Annotated in this window: 18 protein-coding genes and 1 pseudogene; 8 read left to right on the top strand and 11 right to left on the bottom strand. The window is 60.1% G+C overall.

The window, feature by feature from the left end:
- Positions 1-172: 172 nt before the first annotated feature.
- Positions 173-2101, bottom strand: a complete 1929-nt coding sequence (locus tag LPA45_RS20115; protein ID WP_116322071.1) for a cytochrome c/FTR1 family iron permease — start codon at positions 2099-2101, stop codon at positions 173-175.
- 186 nt (positions 2102-2287) lie between these two features.
- On the opposite strand from LPA45_RS20115, the gene LPA45_RS20110 reads away from it, so the two are divergent.
- Together LPA45_RS20110 and LPA45_RS20105 are read left to right on the top strand one after the other, a co-directional pair.
- Positions 2288-2518 (top strand): DNA-binding protein, encoded by a 231-nt coding sequence (locus tag LPA45_RS20110; protein ID WP_158577719.1) that lies wholly within the window; start codon positions 2288-2290, stop codon positions 2516-2518.
- A 103-nt stretch (positions 2519-2621) separates the two neighbouring features.
- Positions 2622-2882, top strand: coding sequence for a hypothetical protein (locus tag LPA45_RS20105; RefSeq protein ID WP_147316271.1), 261 nt, complete (start codon positions 2622-2624; stop codon positions 2880-2882).
- A gap of 559 nt (positions 2883-3441) precedes the next feature.
- Here LPA45_RS20105 and LPA45_RS20100 read toward each other — a convergent pair.
- A complete protein-coding gene (locus LPA45_RS20100) occupies positions 3442-3813 on the bottom strand; it encodes an EamA family transporter (RefSeq protein ID WP_116322074.1) in 372 nt (123 codons plus the stop codon).
- Between the two features lie 768 nt (positions 3814-4581).
- Between LPA45_RS20100 and LPA45_RS20095 the strand changes: the two genes are divergently transcribed.
- Entirely contained in the window at positions 4582-4854 is a 273-nt protein-coding gene (locus tag LPA45_RS20095; protein WP_158577720.1) for a hypothetical protein, read from the top strand.
- Positions 4855-5025: 171 nt separating this feature from the next.
- On the opposite strand, the gene LPA45_RS20090 is transcribed toward LPA45_RS20095, so the two are convergent.
- The 5 genes from LPA45_RS20090 to LPA45_RS20070 form a co-directional block, all read right to left on the bottom strand.
- The gene (locus LPA45_RS20090; protein WP_116322076.1) at positions 5026-5790 is read right to left on the bottom strand and encodes a class I SAM-dependent methyltransferase; all 765 of its coding nucleotides are present in this window, start codon (positions 5788-5790) and stop codon (positions 5026-5028) included.
- A gap of 44 nt (positions 5791-5834) precedes the next feature.
- Positions 5835-7190, bottom strand: coding sequence for a TolC family protein (locus tag LPA45_RS20085; protein ID WP_116322077.1), 1356 nt, complete (start codon positions 7188-7190; stop codon positions 5835-5837).
- A 479-nt stretch (positions 7191-7669) separates the two neighbouring features.
- Entirely contained in the window at positions 7670-8923 is a 1254-nt protein-coding gene (locus LPA45_RS20080; RefSeq protein WP_116322078.1) for an oligosaccharide flippase family protein, read from the bottom strand.
- Positions 8924-9210: 287 nt separating this feature from the next.
- Positions 9211-9456, bottom strand: coding sequence for a hypothetical protein (locus tag LPA45_RS20075; RefSeq protein ID WP_116322079.1), 246 nt, complete (start codon positions 9454-9456; stop codon positions 9211-9213).
- Between the two features lie 182 nt (positions 9457-9638).
- Entirely contained in the window at positions 9639-10280 is a 642-nt protein-coding gene (locus tag LPA45_RS20070; RefSeq protein WP_147316273.1) for a hypothetical protein, read from the bottom strand.
- 842 nt (positions 10281-11122) lie between these two features.
- Between LPA45_RS20070 and LPA45_RS20065 the strand changes: the two genes are divergently transcribed.
- The 3 genes from LPA45_RS20065 (at position 11123) to LPA45_RS20055 (ending at position 12397) form a co-directional block, all read left to right on the top strand.
- Positions 11123-11320, top strand: a complete 198-nt coding sequence (locus LPA45_RS20065) for a hypothetical protein (protein WP_116322081.1) — start codon at positions 11123-11125, stop codon at positions 11318-11320.
- A gap of 84 nt (positions 11321-11404) precedes the next feature.
- Complete coding sequence (locus LPA45_RS20060) at positions 11405-11971, top strand: phasin family protein (protein WP_116322104.1); 567 nt, start codon at positions 11405-11407, stop codon at positions 11969-11971.
- A gap of 81 nt (positions 11972-12052) precedes the next feature.
- A complete protein-coding gene (locus LPA45_RS20055) occupies positions 12053-12397 on the top strand; it encodes a universal stress protein (RefSeq protein WP_233528295.1) in 345 nt (114 codons plus the stop codon).
- 114 nt (positions 12398-12511) lie between these two features.
- Here LPA45_RS20055 and LPA45_RS20050 read toward each other — a convergent pair whose 3' ends face one another.
- From LPA45_RS20050 to LPA45_RS20040, 3 genes are all read right to left on the bottom strand, one after another.
- Positions 12512-12856 (bottom strand): CzcE family metal-binding protein, encoded by a 345-nt coding sequence (locus LPA45_RS20050; RefSeq protein ID WP_116322082.1) that lies wholly within the window; start codon positions 12854-12856, stop codon positions 12512-12514.
- 509 nt (positions 12857-13365) lie between these two features.
- Positions 13366-15165, bottom strand: coding sequence for an alpha/beta hydrolase (locus LPA45_RS20045; RefSeq protein WP_116322083.1), 1800 nt, complete (start codon positions 15163-15165; stop codon positions 13366-13368).
- A gap of 512 nt (positions 15166-15677) precedes the next feature.
- Complete coding sequence (locus tag LPA45_RS20040) at positions 15678-15986, bottom strand: hypothetical protein (RefSeq protein ID WP_199414674.1); 309 nt, start codon at positions 15984-15986, stop codon at positions 15678-15680.
- A gap of 744 nt (positions 15987-16730) precedes the next feature.
- Between LPA45_RS20040 and LPA45_RS20035 the strand changes: the two genes are divergently transcribed.
- Entirely contained in the window at positions 16731-17102 is a 372-nt protein-coding gene (locus tag LPA45_RS20035; RefSeq protein WP_147316274.1) for a hypothetical protein, read from the top strand.
- A gap of 142 nt (positions 17103-17244) precedes the next feature.
- Positions 17245-17334 (top strand): annotated as a pseudogene (locus tag LPA45_RS20030) (H-NS family nucleoid-associated regulatory protein); the annotation flags it as partial.
- A gap of 237 nt (positions 17335-17571) precedes the next feature.
- Here LPA45_RS20030 and LPA45_RS20025 read toward each other — a convergent pair.
- Positions 17572-19695, bottom strand: coding sequence for a TonB-dependent siderophore receptor (locus LPA45_RS20025; RefSeq protein ID WP_116322085.1), 2124 nt, complete (start codon positions 19693-19695; stop codon positions 17572-17574).
- Positions 19696-19928: the final 233 nt, after the last annotated feature.

Genomic DNA, 19928 nt, shown 5'->3' with positions numbered 1-19928 from the left:
GGTTGGCGCCGGGACGATGTGCGCTCCCATGCGAGGCGCACGGGAGCGGCACGGCTGAATCGTGGCGCCCGGATTCACACAGTTGGGGCGAAAAGGCGAGGCGCCCGACGTTCTATGGCAGGGAAATCAGCCGTGGAGCCGTGCTCCCTAGCGTGGCACCGCCTTGGCGGCGTTAGGCCTGGGTAGATGCCCGCTGCGACCGGAAATTGTAGGCGATGCTTGCCGCGATAATGAGCAGAATCAGAATTTGCGCGGTGACGGTCTGGACAGACGGGTAGACGCCGAGGACGTCGATACGGGGCAGCGAGATCGGCGTAACCTGCAGGAAGCCGACTTTCTGTAGCGCTGCCACGCCTTTGCCGATCAGGACGACCGCCAACACGCCGACCAGTGCCGAGCTGAAACCGAAGAACTGACGGATTGGAAGGCGCGCCGAGGAGCGGAGGAGGACAATGGCGATCACAGCCAGGATGGCGATACCCGACGCAAGCCCTGCGAGCAAGTAAACGCCGTTGTCCTCTGTCCACAGAGCAGCGTAAAAGAGGACCGTTTCAAACACTTCTCGGTAGACTGTAACGAACGACAGCAGGAAAAGCATCAGCGCCGATTTCTTGTTCAAGGCCGACGACAGCTTTTCTTTCACATAGGCTTGCCATCGACCCGCAAGACTCTTCTGGTGCATCCACATGCCCACGCCGAGCAATACGATCGCAGCAAACACTGCGGAGAACCCTTCCGTCATCTCGCGGCTGGCGCCGCTCAGGTCGACGACGTAGGTGGCGACCGCCCAGGTCAACCCGCCAGCCGCCAGCGCGGCAATCCAGCCCCCATGCACGTAGGGCAGGACATCGGTGCGATCCGCTTTCTTCAGGAACGCCATCATCGCGACGACCACCAACAGGGCTTCAAGCCCTTCTCGCAGCAGGATTGTCAGGGCGCCGAGGAAGGTCGAGACGGCGTCATTGGTGCCGCCCAGTGCCTCCTGTGCCTCGTCAAGCTGTGATTGCAACTGCTGTGCAATCTCGTGGGCACGTTCCACTTGGCCCGCGGTCACGGCATTGCGATAGAGCCCCATCGTCTTCTCGATATCCTGGAAGAGCGTCTGGTTCTTGGCAGCGAGCGCCGGCTCGACGGGCTCGAAGCCGTCGAGGTAGGCGGCCAACGCCAAGCGCGAAGCCGCCTGCCTGTCGTCCTTGTCCAAGGCGGACACGCTTTCCTTCAGCTTATCTTTGGCAATCACCAGGCTGTCGGTGTTTGATGTCGCGAGTGAACCTGGCGTACTCCTCAGGTAGGCCGTCAACTGGCGCGAGACGTCCGCCCCGATCGTCTTGGCGAGCGAAGCTTCGGAGGCCTGGCTTAACATGGCCAGCGTGGGCACGGCTGCATGGAGAGCCGGTTGCGATGCCCACAACTTGGCACCAGCCTGGCGGTCGGCATCCGAATACGAGAGGGTCGAGGCAAAATAGGCGAGCGCCCAGCGATCGTCGTCCGAGAGCTGGGCAAAACCCGGCATCGACGTTCCCTCCACCCCGCGCGTGATGATCTGCTGGAGCGCAAAGACGCTGCGCTCCTGGGCCCGCTCATGATCGGCCAGGGCGATCGGCGGCGGGCTCAGCTTTGCAGCCAGTGGGCCGTCTGCGTGCCCGGAGACGCCGTGGCACGAAGCACATTGGCTTTGGTAGAGCTTTGCCCCTTGTTGCAGATCGGGCAGCTTGCCAGGGGCCATCGGAACCGGATAGGCCGCGAGGAGTCCACCGGCCAGTCTGCGGGCTTGCTCCCCGACCGTTTCGGGCGGTGCTTTCTCCGAAATGGCTGCACGCAACGCCGCCGCTTCCTTGGCCAGCTCTGGCGCGGCTGGCGTTGGCGGCAACTCGGCTAGCTGCCGTTCGGCTGCCTGCGCGAACTCCTGCATCTCAGCATATTCGGCCTCGTTGGCGACGTGGCCATCCTTGACGGACCGACCATAGTCGACAGCAAGGTAGTCCAGCAATTGCCAGATTTGCTTGGCCTTGTCTTGCGTCGCCAGAGGATCGGCATGCGCGGTCGAGACCGTCACGAACAGAGAACACAGAACAAGGGAGAGAATGCGCAGCGCTTGCATGGGGGGCTTACCGGCGGAACGGTGAATTCGCGAACAAATGCGAATGATTGTAATTCATATTTTTGGCGCGACGTCACTATCCGGCCAAGGATGGGGGCGGCCGGTAGTCGCGTATATGCGAAGTCTCACATATCCTCAGGGTGGCTTCCTGATGTGACAGCTCATCGTGAAAAAGCAAGCAGCCGTATGACCATCAACGACGAGTTGAAGCTCTGGAACGATGAGCGGACGCGCTTCGCTGCCCTCAGCGCGGCTTTGCCGCCGGCGGTGGCCAAAGCGATGATCTCCGCCTGGGCGGAGGCCGTGGAGCACGGCGAGCGCGTGTTTGCTGAGCGGCATGAGGAAATGGAGGCTGAGCTGGCCGCGGTCGTCGAGCAGGCAAAGCGCTGGTCATCGCCAACGAAGGCTCCAGGATGAAGTGCGCGCGCTCCGGGTCCAGCTCCCTGAGCGCCAGGCAGCACCGATCGCGCCTTGTCCAAGCTAGCAGGCGAGTGCTGCCAAGGAGGCCGCGTTTGGTCACTTGCAGAACGTCGAAAGGCGCTGGCAAGCCAGCGTAATGAGGCAACTCAGGTCCTGGCGGGATGCCAAGCGTGACAGCGCATGCGAATTGGAAGATCTGCGCGCCGCGCTGGCAGAACGAGAAGCGGCGGCACGGGCCGAGATCGACAAGGCGACCGCACTGTTGGAAGGCGTGCAGAAGCAAGTCATGCTGCAAGCCAAAGAGGCCAACACGCGCAGCAGCGCGCGGAACCACGCTCACGAAGGTGCAGCAGCGAAATGAGCAGCTTGTCAGCCAAGTCCAGCAGTTGTCGGCCGAAGTGGCGAGCCAGCATCGTTAGGCGGAGCGTATGCAGCAGCAGTTCACGGGCGCCGCAGAGGAGGCGGGAAGATTCGGAAGGAGCGTGATTCCATGGCACAGAAACTTGCCTTACAGCAGGGCCGGATGGAAGCGCAATCCGAACCGGTGACCGCGCGAACTGCAAGGCGAGCATGCGGTTAGTGGGCAAAGCAGACGCTCTCTGCTTCGCCGCAATTCAATGCGTCCACCCTTTAACAATCAACAGGTCGGGTCGAAAAGCGGCGGATTTCATCAGGATTCCGGCCGACCCTCTCTTTGGCTTCGCGCCGCCAATCTGACATGCGGTGGGTCGTTGAGCCTTCACATGTTGTCGATGGTTGCCGTCCTGCATGTCGCGCTTGGTTCTCCATCGAGACCAGCGCCAGTGCCGCGGTGAAGAAACGCATGACTAGAAAACCGGGAATGCATGGCCAAAATGCCATTGATAACGACTGGACGCCGGTTGAAAAATGGGTGCGTGGCGGTACGGCGCGCGGCCACTTCAGGAGCGGGCAACCAAAAGCACGCCACCCAAAATCAGCAGCATGCCGGCCACTCGCATTGGGCCAATCATTTCACCCAGTAGCCAGGAGGCGGCCATGGCATTGAGCACATAGCCGACCGACAACATGGGGTAAGCCACCGACACCTCGATGCGCGAGAGACCCACGATCCAAACCACCACGCCAATCCCATATAACGCAAGGCCTGCAACTACTTGCCATTGGATCAGCACCTGCAATAGGGCATTCACGAGCGCCGCACGCTCCAGCGGGATAGCTCCCACGGTGCTGACACCGGCCTTCAACAACAACTGTGCCGCCGCGTTGCACAGGACGCCGGCAAAAAGGAAAGCAAAGCTGGATAGCGCCATCAAGCGATGTGTCATTCAGGACAAATGGAATACGCCAGCATCACCGCTCCCGCTGGACGAAGAATGGTCGGCCGCGCCATTGCCCCGAACTGGCCTAAGCTCGTCACAAGGCGGACTATGGCGTGGTGAAAGTGCGTTCGCTACGTCGCTGGACCAGTAGCAATCTCGCCAAGCGCTACTTGCTGCAAAACTTACCGAACTGCCATTTTTAAGTGCTACCTGCGCGCGCGCCTTTGGCCTCGGCCTACTATGACCGACGGCGGAGAGCGCCCCAAAAGAACAAAATTGCGAACCGATGCGTTAAATATAACGGCACAAATGGAAAATTATATCCACACCAAGCTGACGGGAAGATGACACCAACGTTACCCAAGGACGACATCCCACCACGTCAATTCCATATCCTACCGTCATTGCTTTAAATCGGCGACTAAACGGCACATTTTCAGCCGCGATGTCTCTTACTCTAAACTCAGGATTACATTCGCGAAAGGAATCGAATTGTTGAGTGCCAAAGAGTAAAGTTTACTATGCGAGTGGTTGATATAGGCTCAATGTTCGACGGCGCCGGAAAATTGAATCGGTACCAAGAGCAGGGGGGCGTAATAGAGGGTGAAAACATGAATGCCATCCAAGTTGCCGCACCTGCCGCAACACTTTTGATATTGATGTCCGGATGCATTGCGAGTCCAGTCGCACCCTACGACGATGCGCTCTACCCGTATGCGTATTATGGCGCAAGATCTCCATATTACTCGAGCCAGACTTATGATCCGTATCATCCCTATAGTGGGACGATGCTATATTACCAGCGGCATCGCTCCGGTGGAAGGCATTTTGGCGATAATCGCGACGGGCATTTCGGCGGCCCCTACGGCCAACATTTTGGAGGGCACTACGGTAACCCGGCCGGCGCGCACAGTGAAAGCGGCCATGGTGCCGGCCATGGTGGAAGCGATGGGGGCGGGCATGGCGGTGGGCATGGCGGAGGCGGCCATGGTGGCGGACATTAGTTCAGTGGCGATTGATGATGCGGGCTAACGGGGAGGCCGGTGCATTCCCGAACGCCAATTAGCTAAGATCTCTGGCCAACCCGCGATATAGACTGCCAAGGACGGGGGAGACGGCGGTGTTCTTTCCGCCAGAGCATTAGTTGCTTCGCTTAACGGGCATCGTCGCGATAATGAATAACCGCAGCGTCGCCAATCCCATTCAGTCAAGATTCTTGTCAATCGTCGCGTGTACGGCGCCAGGTCGCGTCATTAAACTCGACAAGAAAAATGGTCGACGCTGTTCTTCTAGCAGCATCAATGCGGGCGACCAATGAAATGCATTATGTATGCGTCGTGTCAGGCGACTATCTGCTGTGGGAATGGGGAAGAAATGATTGACAACAAGCAGGAGACCGCCGGGAAGGAGCAGCTGACCAAGCCGAGATGCGATCTCTTTTAAAGTTTTATCATCAATAGGATGGGGTAGATAGTATAAGGTGTCCGCCACAACAATAAGATCAAATCTGGCGTTCAATTCCTGCCCAAGAGAAACAATGTCACCGCGCTGGAAGCTAACGTTATCCAGGGCCATATTTCTTCGCTTTGCGCACGAAATAGCCACGCTGGAAATATCCATTCCCAATACATGGTCGGCACAAGAGGCTAGGCGCTCTGTGAATAGTCCGATGCCGCACCCCAAATCGAGTGCATGCCGGAATGTCTTGCCTTGCAGCAAGCTCATCATGGCATCGTACTTGCGCCTTTGATATTGATACTTCGATGATCCGGAAACCCAAGGGTCATTTTGTGGCGCTTCGGCGTAAAGCTGATCGAAGGCGGTGCACGGCGCCTTAACTTCAGATCGAAGCGCTTCGAGGCGGGCGTCGCTTCTGGCGCTAATTAGAAAGAGCCTCACATCACGACCGACTGAAAGAAGCAGGAAGATGTGTTGCGCGATCTCTTTTAAAGCTCGATACCTTGCCATCTCGTTCGCTCCAGTCGAAGGGAATTCCTGCCACCAAAATAGGCTTACCACCGAAAGTCCGTCTCAATGAGAGTGGACTCGAGCCTCGTACGTGCGTTGACAAAGTCCTTACGCGATTCCAGCAGTTCACGTTGCGTGGCATAGAGTTGCCGACGGGCATCCAGCAGATCAGTCAATGGAATGCCCCCTTTTTTGTACGCGAATTCGGCCGCTTGAGACGCGGAGAGGGCGTCGGGGAGCATTTGCGCCTCGAAGCGCATGAGTTGCTGGCGCGCAGATTCAAATTGCGCTAGTGCACGGTCGACGTCCGCATGTACGTTACTGCGCAATTTTTCAAGGTTAATTTGGGCGCTCGTTAGTTCCGCCTCGGCGCGTACGATGTCGCCAAAATAGTCGTTGTTGATAAAAATCGGCATCGACAACTGTACAACCAGCGTGGTACCGCCATTGGCGGGAAGATTGCGCTCAGCAATCACCGCCACATTGACATCACGAATACGCTGCGCCTTGGCCAAGCCGAATGCTGCTTCGAGGCTGTGTACTCGTGCAATGGCGGCGCGTATATCTGGTCGTTTGTCCACCAAGGCCTCGATACGGTCGCTTTGTAGCATACTATCGCCGGGAACAGGCCATGGATCGACGGCTCGGATGGAGGGAGCCTCTTGTTCTCGCGCAAGCAACGTGGCAAGCATCACTTGCGCAACGGCAAGGTCGGTGTGCGCCTGTAGCAATTCATTCTCGCTGCGGCCCTCCTCGACGCGAAGTCGTATCAGGTCCACGCGCGCGATGTCGCCAGCTTTGAGTCGGAGCTCGGCCGCCTCGCGGCTTCGCGCGAACGCATTTCTAGTGGCCTGCGCAAGATTCACGTAGTCTTGCGCCTGTTTCACTGCGAAGTAGGCATTGGCCAATGCCAGGCGCACTTGGCGAAATATGTCCTCGATATCGAACTGGGCGGCATCGGCCGCCAGACTTGCCACTTCGCTGCGCAGCTCCCGCTTGTTGCCGCGCTCAACAAGCTGCGATACGTTGACCAGTACGTCGGCATCGCGAGGTTGGTATCGGCCAATTAAGCCAGGCCCCGCACCTACCGTCAGCATTGGATTCGGCCGCTTTCCGGCATTAACCAGAATCCCTTTTGCGGCAGTTAATGCGGCTCGCGCGATTTGCACATCCCGATTCTGCGCTAAGCCAGCGTCGATGGTGTTGTGCAGCGTTAAGGCGCCAAGGGAAACGTCGATTGGTTCGGCTTGGATGACGGGCTTCGCGAAAGGAGACGCCCGGTGGAAGGGGGTAGGCGCGCCATTGAAGGGAGTGGCGCCGGTAGCAGGTTGACCGATAGCAGGAATTACCGCGCAACATGAGGCTATCACGGCGAGCAGTCTTATTGCGCGATCAATCATGGCCTGACCTATAAGACTCTGCGCAACCGTCTCGGCAAGGCAGCGCTTGTTCGCACACGTGGTAGGGCACTGCTGTATAGCCGGATGGCGCGTTGCATTTGTCTCAGCCTAGAAAGGCGGGAGGGCACTACCAGCGCATCCAGCCCTGTTGTCGGGCAGGATACGGTGTAAATGTTGGGCTGATTCTAATATGGGCACCTGACAGGAACATGACGCCGACATTGCGAGCGATCGCAGTACTAGAGGAAGTCGCCGGAAGGTGGTGGCGTAGCGGGATCGGGCTGCGACGTAGCGTCTTCCATGCGCGATGCGAAAAAAACCCCCGCACGGACGGACCGGCGGGGGAGGGAAACACATCCTGCGGGGGGCTCTGTTAAGCGCCGACCGGGGATCAGGATGTGGGGTTTCGTGCTGATTCGGTGTGTCCGCGTTGCAGGCGCCGGCGACACATCGGCGGAAAGCATCGGCATATCTGCATGTCACACGGCTTGCTGGACGGCTACCGGTTCACGGGAGCGGAGGAAGAACCCGATGCCGGCAATTACCGCCATCGCATTGCCCGCAATATAGCCATAGATGGCACCCCGGGCACCGTGAATCGGGATCGCAATGACGTCCACTACGATCATGGTGAACAGCACCAAGAACCATTTCTCGACCAACCAGTTCGGCTTGCGTAGATAGATCACCAGTAGCGACAGGGCCGCATCGGCGAACACCAGTCCGGATGCCATCGCAGAAAGCCGCAACAGGTTTGCCGCGACTTCATAGTGTTCGCCGTAGATCAAGGCGATGATCCAGGGCGCGCAGTAAGCCAGCACTGCGCCGCCCGCGACGCCTAAGGCGACCATGCCTGCGGCAACATACAACACATTGCGCCGCACCAGCGCTAGACTTGGCTGCGCGTAGATCATCAACGGCGCCACCGAGGTGGCAACGATGGCGCCGAGCATCATGAAATTGTCCAGCACCTGCATGGAAGCGGAATAGCCCCCAAGCTCGAACAGGGAAATGTGCGGCTTGAGCAAAAGCTGATCGACGCGCTTGGCGCAGAGCATCAAAATCATGCTCACCCAAAACACCATGCCATCGCGCAGCAGCAGCCTGGCTAGCGGCCAGTTCAGGTGCACCGCCACGCGAAGGCTGCGTTGTCTGTAATACCGGGCCAATAGCATGGCACACAGCAAGGACTCCACCGCGAACGCCCAGGCAAACGCCGGAGCCGAGTCCAAGCCTGCCAAGTAGAGCGCCGCGACCGCGATCACTCGGAAGGTCAGGCCCACCATGCCGTAGACCACCGCTGGGCGACTATCAGTCCGCGCTTGCAGCCAGGCTCGGACTGCGCCAAAGGGTTCGTACAGCAATATGGGGATGCCCATGACGATTGCGGTCAGGACAATGACCTTGTCCCCCTCCGTCATCGTAATCACCCCCACGAGCAGCAGGTAGCCCGTCACTGCCGCGAGCGCTCGCAAGCCGAACACATGGGCCAGCAACCGGTATTGCGCCTCCGGCGCAGGGTTGCCGACAAGCCGCGGGACAACGACTTCACCGCCACAAATCAGCGCGATCGAAGCCGCGATCAACACCAGGGACTGGGCGTACTGGAACTTGGCAAAACCTTCCGGACCAACTGCGCGCGCGATCAGCCCAATGGCGACGATGCCGAACACCACTTGCAGGCCGCGCTCAAGAACGAGCCAAAGCACATTGCGGGCGATCTTCATACGCATTGCGAGGTCTCTCTCCCGACAGATGATCGGTGAACTCTGCGCTGGCATGGCCGCTTGATCTATTGCTCGCTTCCCGCCTGCCAGTCTTGCTGGTCTACTTTGCTACCGAAGCTTCAGGGCACCGCCTATTGTCGCGAACCGGTGCTGGGAGCCGGTGCTGGCGCCGACTGCACTTCGGCATGCCATCGCACGCACCGTGGCTTTCCGCACACTGCAAGGACATCTAGGAGTCAGCAACGCTCCCGTTCGGCCCACCGCCAGTCCCGAGCATAGCTGAGCGCTTAGCTTTACCTTTTGCATGTCGCCTGGCTCAACGCTTCGAGGATGGCCGTCCGGTTCGTGCGCAAATCGCGCAGGAACTCGCGTTGCGCACGAAGCAGCTCCAGCATCTGCGTCTGCGCCCGCACCGTGTCGAATGGCGCGCCGCGCAGCCATCGCACGAACTCAATATGCTGACGGATACGATCGCGGCAGACAGCGATGCTGACGGCAGCTTGAGCGAGACGGGAGCGTTCTTCGGTGGCATGCGACATGTGGACAGGCTCCCAGGCCGTACGCGGCCCCCATAGCAATATGCCCGGCAGCGTGGCCCCCAAGCAAAGGCATTGCCCATTGCTCGGCTACCTGCGCCGGCACGATCAAGCACACCGGCTGAATTCTAAGGAGATAACCTGACCGGAACATGACGCGAGCATTGCAAGCGCTGCATCAGCCTTTACCAGTTGCGGTGGACGATCAGCGGCATGGGGGAAAGTCTAACGAAACACTTCGTCGCTAGCACAGATAGCCGTGTGCGTCGACATTGCAGTGTTTGCGTTGCCGCGACATGGTTTTCCACGGAAGCTGCGTCGATATACTCGAACGCGCGCCCCTGCTGATGCTGCACGTCAAAATGAAAACCGTTGGGCATGCAGGTCGAATACTTCCAATCGCGGGGGAACGGCGCATCTCCGTGATACGGGCCCTCATCCTTCCAGACGTGCTGGTTCACATCGATAAAGAAGCATTCGCTGTGCTTGTCCCATTTCTTCAGATGATGGTTCTTGAACGCCTGGACGCGGCGGGCCACGCCTTCAAAAAAGCCATCCTCCTTGTTGAAGGCTTCGCACATCGACCAAACCGCCGAGAGCGATTTCTCGGCGCAAAAGCCGCGTTCAGGCAGGGCTAAAGGCGAGCTTTTCAATACCGGATGCAAGGCGGCGCGCCAACACTCTTCTTCCGTCAGGGCTTGATTGAGTTGGCTAACGAGCGGCGGCAACGCACTGGTTGCCGCTCGGACAACCTCGGAGGAAAGCCAGCGAAAGCGAAAATGCGCCCGAATGGCCGCCGCAATCGGTTGTCGATCGCGATCGCCCACCAAAGATGTGCGCGCCCTTTCGCTGCGCCGCCTCTTGGAACAACTGCGAAAGTTGCCTGGGATCGATGCCAGTTGTCGGTCCTGCAGGCCGGGCAGGATGGAATGCGTCCAGCCATCCCCTTTTTGTCTGCTCTAGAGGGCTGCGATCAGGTTCCACGGCTTACCCTCGGCGACTCCAGGCTATTGCCACCAGATCCAGCGGAATGCTGATGCGCGCCAGATTCACTTCCTGCATCACTCCGGCGAGCGCCGTGAAGAGTTCTTCGATATTCATTTGCGCCGGTGCGGACACCGACATGCCGGGTAGCTCTCTGGTAGTGGGCTCTCCCTGGCGAACCAGTTGTGCCACGGCACGTCATCGTTGCGTAATGCTCCCGTAAGGTAACGAACCTAATACAGCCGATTTAATCATCTGGCGCGAGAATTGCTGCCACTTGGTCGCGTCTCGATCGCATCCCGTCGGCTTAATCAAGGAGCTTTGCCATGCAACGACGGCATGCGCGCCCCGTTGCACTCGGGTACCAGACGTCACTAGCCTAGTCAGTCCAGAAGCGTCGACCACATTGCCGTGCAGCGGACACCCTTTGCCTGGCACCTTCAACGCACGGTCCGATGTCCTGCCGCGTTAGGCTGGCGAGGATTTGATCCAAAGCCTTCACAGAATCTTCATGTCACACCTTGATCAATCGACGTTCGGGGTATTGAATGGAGTCTCCCGGCGCGCAGCGCAGGCACGCAGGCCAGCAAGAACCTCGACGTCTTCGCCCCTTGAATCGAGCTCCTCTGCGACAGCTATCAATGCAACTTCCCAGCAGTCCAAAACCGAAATCCAGGAGACAAGGATGCTGAGTCCTCATGAAGTGGCCACCCTCTTACTCGTCAAGGATGCACCGGATCACGCTGAATTGGACAGTTCGGACCTGGATGCCCTCCTCGAGCGCGAACTGGTGCAACTGGAAAGGCTTGACTCGGGCCAGCGGCGCCCCTGTATCACCGCCAGAGGCGGCGTCCTCCTCAACGCCATTACACGCATTCGCTAACTAGCCCATCCCGACGTCCCGCCGACGCTCCACGTCGTTCTATTCCGCGCGAGCGTGTCTTGGTCAATTCTGAGGAGACCCATGATGACTCCGTGGTCCGCTGAGCAAATCGCTGCGGCGCAACAAGCCAATCTCGCCATCGTGCTTGGCCTGACCAACAAGGCCATCGAAGGCTTTGAGAGGCTGGTCCAGCTTAACCTGCAAGCAATGAAGTCGACGCTGACAGAAACGCGGGAGAACACACAAAAGGCGCTTAGCGCCGAAGACCAGCAGGAGTTACTAGCCTTGCAGGCGAGCATGATCCCGCAGATCGGCGAGAAGGCGCTGTTATACCAGCGCCAGCTCATTGAGATCGGAACGGCCACTCAAGCCGAATTCGCCAAGGTCGCCGAAGCGCAATATGAAGCGCACAGCCGCCGGATGCAGGAGCTCGTCGACAATCTCGCAAACAGCACACCGGCGGGTTCGGAGAACGCGGTGGGGGCGCTGACCTCGGTGATGACCGCCACTAATAAGTTCTGTGAAGCGATGTACCAGACCACAAAGCAAGCAGTGGAGGTCGCCGAACAGAGCCTCGGTGCGGCGAGCCACGCGGCGTCAAAGGCAGGGAAGCAGGAGGTCGAGCACACCTCGCTGGCCGCGAAGGCATAACCCTGGCGACACGCCGCTGCGGCTGTCGTCCTACCACCGTCGCGACCGGCGAACCCGCTTCGTTTTTGAGGAAGCGGCTGGTTGAGACGATCGGCCTTCGGTGGCCAAGGATGGCCGCTGTCTCTGATCTGTGCGCAGCGTTATAACCAGCAGGTGCCGATGCAGCGGCGGGCGAAGCGTGAAGAGGCAACGCTGTTCCAGCATCTCTTGGTGCCAACCGGCGGGTGGGCACCCTCGGAAGGTGCGGTCCGTGTAGCGGTACAACTCGCCAAGGCAATTCAGGCCAAGCTCACCTGCCTGCATGTCGACCGCGTCTTCAGCCACCGCATCGACATGCTTGAGGATACCCGAGAGCGCTACGCGCAGCTTGCTGAGCAGCAACGTGGAGCAGTATCAGCAGACTGCGTGCTGGCCGGACACGATTGAACCCAATATCGCCATGCCGTCTACAGAAAAAAATGCCCCCGCAACTAGCAGTTCTTCGGGGGCGAGAAACGGGCCGGACCACCGGGAGATGGGCGCCAGCCATTGCTTGCTCGATTAGCCACCGGTAAGGAACTTGCTCCGCTCGATGTAGACCTTGACTCCACTCGCTTCAGGCACATCCGGGAGGATTACACTCAGCTGCGATGACGTGCCATGGATTGACTCCAGGAACGTCCATGCCAGCGTCCGACTTCCCGCCCTGAACGCAACGGTTTCACCGGAATCCACGTTCACATACTTCATCCCTGGTGCCAGGGTAATCGTCCGACTAGCGGTCGAGACAGCGGCGGGGCTGCCGAGAAGCGCAGCGGCCTTCGCCGGTGTTAAGGGCGCGCAGGCCGAGGCAATGCCGAGGACTGGGAGTGCAAGCGCAATGAGGAGAGTTTGCTTGGTGTTCATGATTAGCCCCCCATTCAGGAATGCGGAAATGCTCTTCCTAGAAGAAGTCTACGCAGCCAATAGCCACGGAAGCCTTACGCAGAGATTACATTTGGTAACGGGTGGCGACAGACGCCTTGAATGACTAAAACTTTGAGCGAGCCCCCAAGCCCATCCGGTTACACGCATCTCTGATCTGACCAGGGGGCACCCTGGAAATGCCACTTACGTTCCCTGACTTGAAGCGGCACTAGTGAACCAAGGCAAGAGACCAGAGATGGCCAAGCCCTGCGGGCGCGGGCGCCGGCGTGGTTGGGAAAGAATCCGAAGCGTTTGTTGATTGCAGCAGAGTAGGCTTTCCTCATTTCAGACAACGCAAGAGGACCTACAACCGCCATGCCACCAACGCGTATCGAACGCAAGGCGGCGCTGATACATCGCGGCCGGCGCAGTGGACCTTCGAGATGCTCAGTCGCATTTGGTTATGCCTGGTGGCTCAATGAGGCGGGTCAATTGGCATGGGGGGAGTCTCAGGGTGCGAGTACGTAAGTGCCCGGAGCATCTTCCAGCACTGTGCCCCCACCTAACACCGGCGGTGCGCATTTTTCGCTGGAGTGTGCGGCCAGCCACTGGTGCCAGCACGGCCACCAGGAACCTTCGCAGACCGGTGTCTGCGCGAACCATTCGTTCGGATTCAAAGAGGGGCCGTCCTTGGGCCGCGTGCTGAAGCGATAGCGACGTCCGGCATGCCCAGGTTCGGAGACGATGCCCGCATTGTGTCCGCCTGAGGCGAGAAGAAAACTGACTTCAGTACGGGTCAACAGGTGGAGTTTGTACACGGAGCGCCAAGGTGACACGTGATCCCGTTCGGTGCCGATGACAAAGATGGGCTGCTTGAGATCGGCGAGTGACACCGGCCGGCCCTTCACGCAGTACCTGCTCTCGGCCAGATCATTGTGCACATACAGCCATTGCAGATTTTCACTATGCATGCGGTAAGGCAAGCGCGTGGTATCGGCATTCCAGGCCATCAGATCGGTCTGCTCGGTGCGCTGGCCCAGGAGGTATTCGCGCGTCAATCGGGACCAGATTAGATCGCGCGAGTGCAGCAACTGGAAGGCGGCCGCCATCTGGGCCCCATCCAGATAGCCTTGCTCCCACATCAGCGCGTCGAGGTCGGCAAGTTCGCTCGCATCGATGAATAGGCCGAGTTCACCCGGCTCGCTGAAGTCGGTCTGCGCGGCGAACAGCGTGATCGTCTTGAAGGGGGGCGATGTGGACTCGATGTCGCGGCCAAGTGCCGCTGCGCCGATCGCCAACAATGTGCCGCCGAGGCAGTAGCCGGCCGCATGGACCGATATCCCGCCAAAAATGCTGCGCACCTGCGCCAGGGCATCAAGCAGGCCCAGTTCGAGGTAGTCATTCATGCCGAGGTCGCGCGCCTCCTCATGCGGATTTTTCCACGAGATCAGGAAAACCGTATGCCCCCGCTTAACCAGATAGCGTACAAGCGAATTGTGAGGCGACAGGTCCAGCACGTAATACTTCAAGAGCCATGAGGGAACGATCAGCACCGGCTCGTGCCAGACGGTCGCGGTCTGCGGCGCGTACTGGATCAGCTCGATCAAGGCATTGCGATAGACGACCTTACCGGGCGTGATCGCGACGTCTCGCCCGACACAATGGGGGCCGCATCGCCCCCGGGAGGTATGCAGGACGCGGCCAGCGAAGATGTCATGCTGGTCGTCCAGCCAATGGCAAGCGCCTGCGAGGAAGTTGCGTCCACCCGTCTCGGCCAGCGTCCGCAGCACTTCGGGGTTCAGCCACCAACAGTTGCTCGGCGACAGCATGTCGGTCCATTGCCGGGCCGAAAAACTGACGACACGTTCATGGTGTGGAGAGACGCCGCGCAGGTCGGTGGTCGCTTCCTGCCAAAACGCCTCGGCTTGCAAAAACATGTCACGCAACAGATGGAACGGCCAGCGATCCCACTCCGGATGGGCGAAGCGCGGGTCGTCTGGCTCAACGGGGGGCGAGGGCCGGCCTGTAAGGCCGGCTGGTTGCGCGACGCGGTGGAACAGTGCCATCTGCTTACCTGGCGAGCCGGTCAGGTGCCAGGCCCAATCCAGCCACGCCAGCCACAGCGCGGCCGGCGAAACGCCGCCGGTGGCGCGGGCAATGGTCGCGTGCAGGAACTGGTCGATCGGCGGCGCCGGCCGGTCGAGCGCAGCGCCCGGGTATGACCGCGCACAATCGGATCCAGCTGAGACGCCTGCCGCGAACCTGCCAGACCCTGGGATAGCGGGAGGATGTGTCACGGTCTCATCCATCGCAAGCTCCAACCCTCTTTTTCCTAGCGTATCTCAGCTCCAGCGTCATCACGGCGAAACGCGCGTTATTTGTTTTCTGGCAGCAGATATGGCTTGGCGGCTTCCGGGGATGGCATGCTCGGCCGCCCCGCGCTTTGTGCCGGCTGTGCCGGCGTGACATCCTTTACGTCAGCTGCCCGCGGGCTCATGTGCTGTCCCACGCGGGGCCTTGCTGCAGGCGCAGAACTTGGCACCCCGCTAGTCGGCTTGCTTGGAGAGGGCTGCGTATGGGCCGCAACGCTGTACATGGTCGCCAAGCCAATTAGCGCGATAGGTAATGATGTCCTCATCATAACGAACTTCACTCCCCCCTCATACACAGACACAGCGCGGTTCCTGGAATTGACCACAGCACCGGACCCTCGCTTACCGGATGGCCGGTACAGGGACTAGTGTCTCCTAAATAGGGTACTCGGTTCAATGATGACAATGAAGCCTTCGTTTCCGGAAGGTCCGGGAACATGAAGCTCATGTCAACCGACCGGTCGCCGATCGCCTCCAGCAACGTCCACCGTCTTTTGCCCGCGCGTAATGCAATGGTTTCTCCTGAGCCGACCCGGAGATACTTCATATCTGCTGTCAGCAGTAATGGCTCGGGCAGCTCTGTCGAGGGAAGCTGGGCCTCCAAATAGGGCGGGCGTCTGGTTCGCCGGCATCATCGACGCAAGTTTTTGTTCACGAACATGCTCGAGCCAATTGCCGCCACCATCACCCAGCCGCTTGTCAGCGCTCCATGCCAACAGTAACCGCGCGGTAGCGGTGATAATTTTCTTCGTGGCCATGATTGGCTCCAGCACGATGAAAAGATTTTAGCCTGAATCACTCTATTGCGCCCATGCCGACGATATCGTTACTCATACATTACAATCTGGTCACGAAGCAAACTGTTCCTGCGCCAGTAGTCGATTGATGTTTGCCAGGTATCTCGGGGCGACGCGGCTGCGCTCTGCATCGTTCTCACGCGGGCACGCGCGCAGACGACAGGACCCGCAGGCAGGGGACTCAGCGTCAGGTCAGGAGCTTGATTGGCGCAATCCATGGGCCGGGCGATCACCGTTACCTGCCTGCTCGCGAACAGCGCGCCGTTGGGATCGGAGGCCGCCGGGGGCACTATGGCCTCGGTGATCACCCGCACCAACAATTGGTGTGGGATGTGGTACCAGACCGCGACACAAAAAAGTAGAGGCAGCTGAACGAAACGTGCTCGCGGCTGCGGCACAGCAAGCGGTCGAGCGGGCCCCACATACCGCGAAGCGCTGACGAGTGCAGGGCGCTCGTCGGGCCTATGCAGTCATAGCTTCGATTAATGCGCGCCCCTGGCTGGCCTTGTCGCGATGCTGTGCCGGCATATATTGAAGTGTGTGCAGTCGACCTGTGCGCGCAGTGATGGTGACCTGTTGCCTGCTGTCCATGCCAAGGGGCGCGGTGGTTGCAGCGTGTCGCGCCGGATGTCATGCCTGCCTCGGAAGACGTTAGCGAGGTCAGACTTGGCAGCGGTGCTAACTGGCCCTCGTTGGGGAGCTCACATGCTGAATCCATTCATTGAATATCAGCGCTCGCTGTTTGCACCGTGGACGGCGTGGGCGGAGACAGTCGCAAGCGCGTGGATCGAGCCGGGCAGTCCCTGGTTGCCGTTCCCCGCTGCGTCGTGTTTTGCCGCCGGCTGGGACATGCTGAACCGGTTTGGTAAGGCCTATCAGAAGCCCGCCTTCGGCATCAGTGCGGTCAACCATGACGGCCATGAGATCACTGTGGTCGAGGATGTGGCACTGGACCGTCCATTCTGCCGTCTGCTGCGCTTCGCGCCAGAGGCGCCCGGCGGACGTGTTGGCACGCGAGAGCCACAACCACCAGCAACGAAACGGCTGCCAGCGCCGGTACGGACGCCTGGCAAATAGCCAGCACGTGCAGCTGTTCCACGCCAACATGGCGAATACCTGTCTGCAGCTCTGCCACGCAATCGTCCAGGGTGAACGGACCGTCCACCGCCGGCACGCGGCGTGCATCATTCCAGTCCGTCACGTACACCACATGCTTAGGGATCCCAAAACAGGAAAGACCTGGTCTGGGCGCGGTCGAACGCCTGCATGGCTTGGAAAGCGACCAGAGCGCTTTCTGATCCAAGCATAAGCCAACAACAGGATGCTTTCGCAAGCCGACCACGAGGTCGCTTGATGGCATTCAAGTTCGCTCGCAGGACAGACGACCGGTTTTTAGAAGGATCGCCTTTTTGCGAACATGAGATGGCTAGGAAATCGCAAGCAGGTAAGCTCATCCCCGCATCAACGATGACGCAGTTGCCAGTACAGCTTGACGGCCGCATCAAAAAGGGAACCACGCAGGCCGAGCCCGCGGGGTTCGTGGCGCTTACATCCGGTACCGCAGCGTTGCCATCACGCTGCGCGGCGCACCCGGCATGTTCAGGTTGGGGTTAGTGCCATGCGCTGAGACGATATAACCCTTGTCGAACAGGTTGTACACGTTCAGCTGCGCCTCGAAGGCGCCGCGGCGGTACCAGGCCATGGCATCGGCAGTGACGTAGCCGGGCAGCGTCACGGTGTTGAGCGGATCGGCATAGCGCGCGCCCACCAGGTTGACGCCGGCGCCCACGCCGAAGCCGTAGCCCAGGTCCTTGGTCACCCAAGCGTTGCCCGAGTGGCGCGGCGTGATGGTGGCGCGCTTGCCTTGCAGCGCGGCGGTGGACTTGGTGATGGTGGCATCCAGGTAGGCGTAGCCTGCCAGCATGCGCCAGCCGCCGCCCAGCTCGGCCGCGCCGGAGAGCTCTACGCCGTCGGTGCGCTGCTCGCCGATCGGCAGCAGTGCCGTGTTGGTGGCGTTGGCCACCTTGATATTGCTGCGCTCCAGTCGGAACACCGAGATCGTGGTGCTGGCCTTGCCGTTCAGCCAGTCATACTTGGCGCCGACTTCGGTGTTGTTGGTGGTCTCCGGTGCCAGGTCGGCGTTGTTGGCCGCCAGCGCAAAGGCCTCGCCCGACGGCTGGAACGACTTGCTCCACGACACGTAGTACGACTGCGCCTTCGACGGCTGCCACACCAGGCCGGCGCGCGGGCTCCAGGCGGTGTCGGTGCGCGACAGGTCGCGCTGGCCGGCGATCCGGTTCTTGGTCTCCTGCTGGAAGTTGTCGTAGCGCACCCCGATCAGCGCCTTCCACTGCTCGCTGAACTTGATCATGTCCTGGGTGTAGAACGCCAGGGTGTCGAAGACGCCCAGGTTCGACGTGGTCGGCGAACCCGGTGCCTTCAGCGGCAGCGTCATCAGCACCGGGTTGAACAGGTCGAACACCGCGGGGCGGCCGTTGGCCCCCAGCACCGGCTTGGTGTTGTTGACCTGGTCCTTGTTCTGTTGCCCGATCTCCATGCCATACAGGATTTCGTGCTCCATGCCCAGGAAGGTCGCCTTCTGGGTCAGGTCGGTCTGGTTGAACCAGCCATGTTCCTCGCGGCGGACATTGCCGTGGTTCATGGTTAGCGTGCGCGCCGCTTCGTTGACGGCGCTGGTCAGTGTGTTGTTGCGATCCAGCGAATAGTGATAGTAGCGCGTGGCGTTGCGGATCGACCAGTTCTCATTGAAGCGGTGATTGATCGTGGCGGTGCCGGAGAACACGCGTGACTGCGAATAGTCGGCATCGCGCGCATTGGCCGCGCCGTAGTAGCGCGAGGCCGGCACGTCGACCGGGCGGCCCTGGTAGGCCGGGATGCCGAAGTCGGTAACGCGGCGGTCTTCCAGGTAGTCGGCCTGGAACAGCACGGTGGTCTCGGGCGCTACGCGCAGCTCGAGCGACGGCGCGATCGCCTTGCGGTCCAGGAACTGCTGCGAGCGGTAGCTGTTGGCCTTTTCCACGGCGCCAGTGATGCGGAACGCGGCGGCGCCATCGGCGAACACGCGGCCGACGTCGGCCTCGGCGCGGCGGTCGGCCCACATGCCGTAGCTCAGCGCGAAGTCGGTGACGTCGATGCCGGGCTTCTTGGTAACGCGGTTGATCAGGCCGCCGGCCGAGCCGCGGCCATACAGCACCGCCGCCGGGCCCTTGATCACTTCGACGCGGTCCACGTTGGACAGGTCGCGGAAGTACAGTGCGTCATCGCGGATGCCATCGACGAACTGGTCGGCGATCGCGGTAAAGCCGCGGATCGAGACCTGGTCGCGCTGGCCGTCGCCATGCGAGAACGACACGCCCGGCACGTTCTTCAGCGCATCCTGCATCGACGTGGCGTGCTGGTCGCGCATCACGTCCGCGGTGACCACGTTGACGGTCTGCGGGACATCGCGCAGCGGCGCTTCGGTCTTGGTCGCGCTGACGGCATTGGGCGGGTTGTACCCCTCGCCAAGCTCCCGGCTCACGTCGACTTTGACGATGACCTCCGGCAACTGCGCCGACGGCGCCGGCACGGTCTCGGCTCGCGCCAGCATCGGGGGAAAAAGGAAGCTCGCGGCTACCGCGGCGTAAATCGGGTGAAGTTTTGTTCTCATTTTGCTGTTCATGTCCCTGCTGCTGCTTTTAATGACCCGCTATTTGTATAAAAATGCGACGCATTATCATTTACAAAGAGGCAGTTGGTCAACAAACTCCTTGGCCCGACTGGGTGAAAAAAATGAGCCTTGCGACGCACATATGAAGTACACGGTGGGGGTGACTAGTCGCGTCTGAAACCGATGGCTTGGGCAAAAGACAAGTCCGAACCTGAGCCAAGCGTTTAGACATA

Origin of the sequence: Cupriavidus sp. Agwp_2 (assembly GCF_040784895.1) — a bacterium.
Lineage (GTDB): Bacteria > Pseudomonadota > Gammaproteobacteria > Burkholderiales > Burkholderiaceae > Cupriavidus.
Note: the sequence above shows the minus strand (reverse complement) of the source record. Positions and strands in the feature narration are given on the sequence as shown.

Coding starts and splice junctions, on each gene's coding strand:
- LPA45_RS20115 (WP_116322071.1), bottom strand. CDS start 2,101: ATGCAAGCGCTGCGCATTCTCTCCCTTGTTCTGTGTTCTCTGTTCGTG.
- LPA45_RS20110 (WP_158577719.1), top strand. CDS start 2,288: ATGACCATCAACGACGAGTTGAAGCTCTGGAACGATGAGCGGACGCGC.
- LPA45_RS20100 (WP_116322074.1), bottom strand. CDS start 3,813: ATGGCGCTATCCAGCTTTGCTTTCCTTTTTGCCGGCGTCCTGTGCAAC.
- LPA45_RS20095 (WP_158577720.1), top strand. CDS start 4,582: ATGATCCGTATCATCCCTATAGTGGGACGATGCTATATTACCAGCGGC.
- LPA45_RS20090 (WP_116322076.1), bottom strand. CDS start 5,790: ATGGCAAGGTATCGAGCTTTAAAAGAGATCGCGCAACACATCTTCCTG.
- LPA45_RS20085 (WP_116322077.1), bottom strand. CDS start 7,190: ATGATTGATCGCGCAATAAGACTGCTCGCCGTGATAGCCTCATGTTGC.
- LPA45_RS20080 (WP_116322078.1), bottom strand. CDS start 8,923: ATGCGTATGAAGATCGCCCGCAATGTGCTTTGGCTCGTTCTTGAGCGC.
- LPA45_RS20075 (WP_116322079.1), bottom strand. CDS start 9,456: ATGTCGCATGCCACCGAAGAACGCTCCCGTCTCGCTCAAGCTGCCGTC.
- LPA45_RS20065 (WP_116322081.1), top strand. CDS start 11,123: ATGCTGAGTCCTCATGAAGTGGCCACCCTCTTACTCGTCAAGGATGCA.
- LPA45_RS20060 (WP_116322104.1), top strand. CDS start 11,405: ATGACTCCGTGGTCCGCTGAGCAAATCGCTGCGGCGCAACAAGCCAAT.
- LPA45_RS20050 (WP_116322082.1), bottom strand. CDS start 12,856: ATGAACACCAAGCAAACTCTCCTCATTGCGCTTGCACTCCCAGTCCTC.
- LPA45_RS20045 (WP_116322083.1), bottom strand. CDS start 15,165: ATGGATGAGACCGTGACACATCCTCCCGCTATCCCAGGGTCTGGCAGG.
- LPA45_RS20040 (WP_199414674.1), bottom strand. CDS start 15,986: ATGGCCACGAAGAAAATTATCACCGCTACCGCGCGGTTACTGTTGGCA.
- LPA45_RS20035 (WP_147316274.1), top strand. CDS start 16,731: ATGCTGAATCCATTCATTGAATATCAGCGCTCGCTGTTTGCACCGTGG.
- LPA45_RS20025 (WP_116322085.1), bottom strand. CDS start 19,695: ATGAGAACAAAACTTCACCCGATTTACGCCGCGGTAGCCGCGAGCTTC.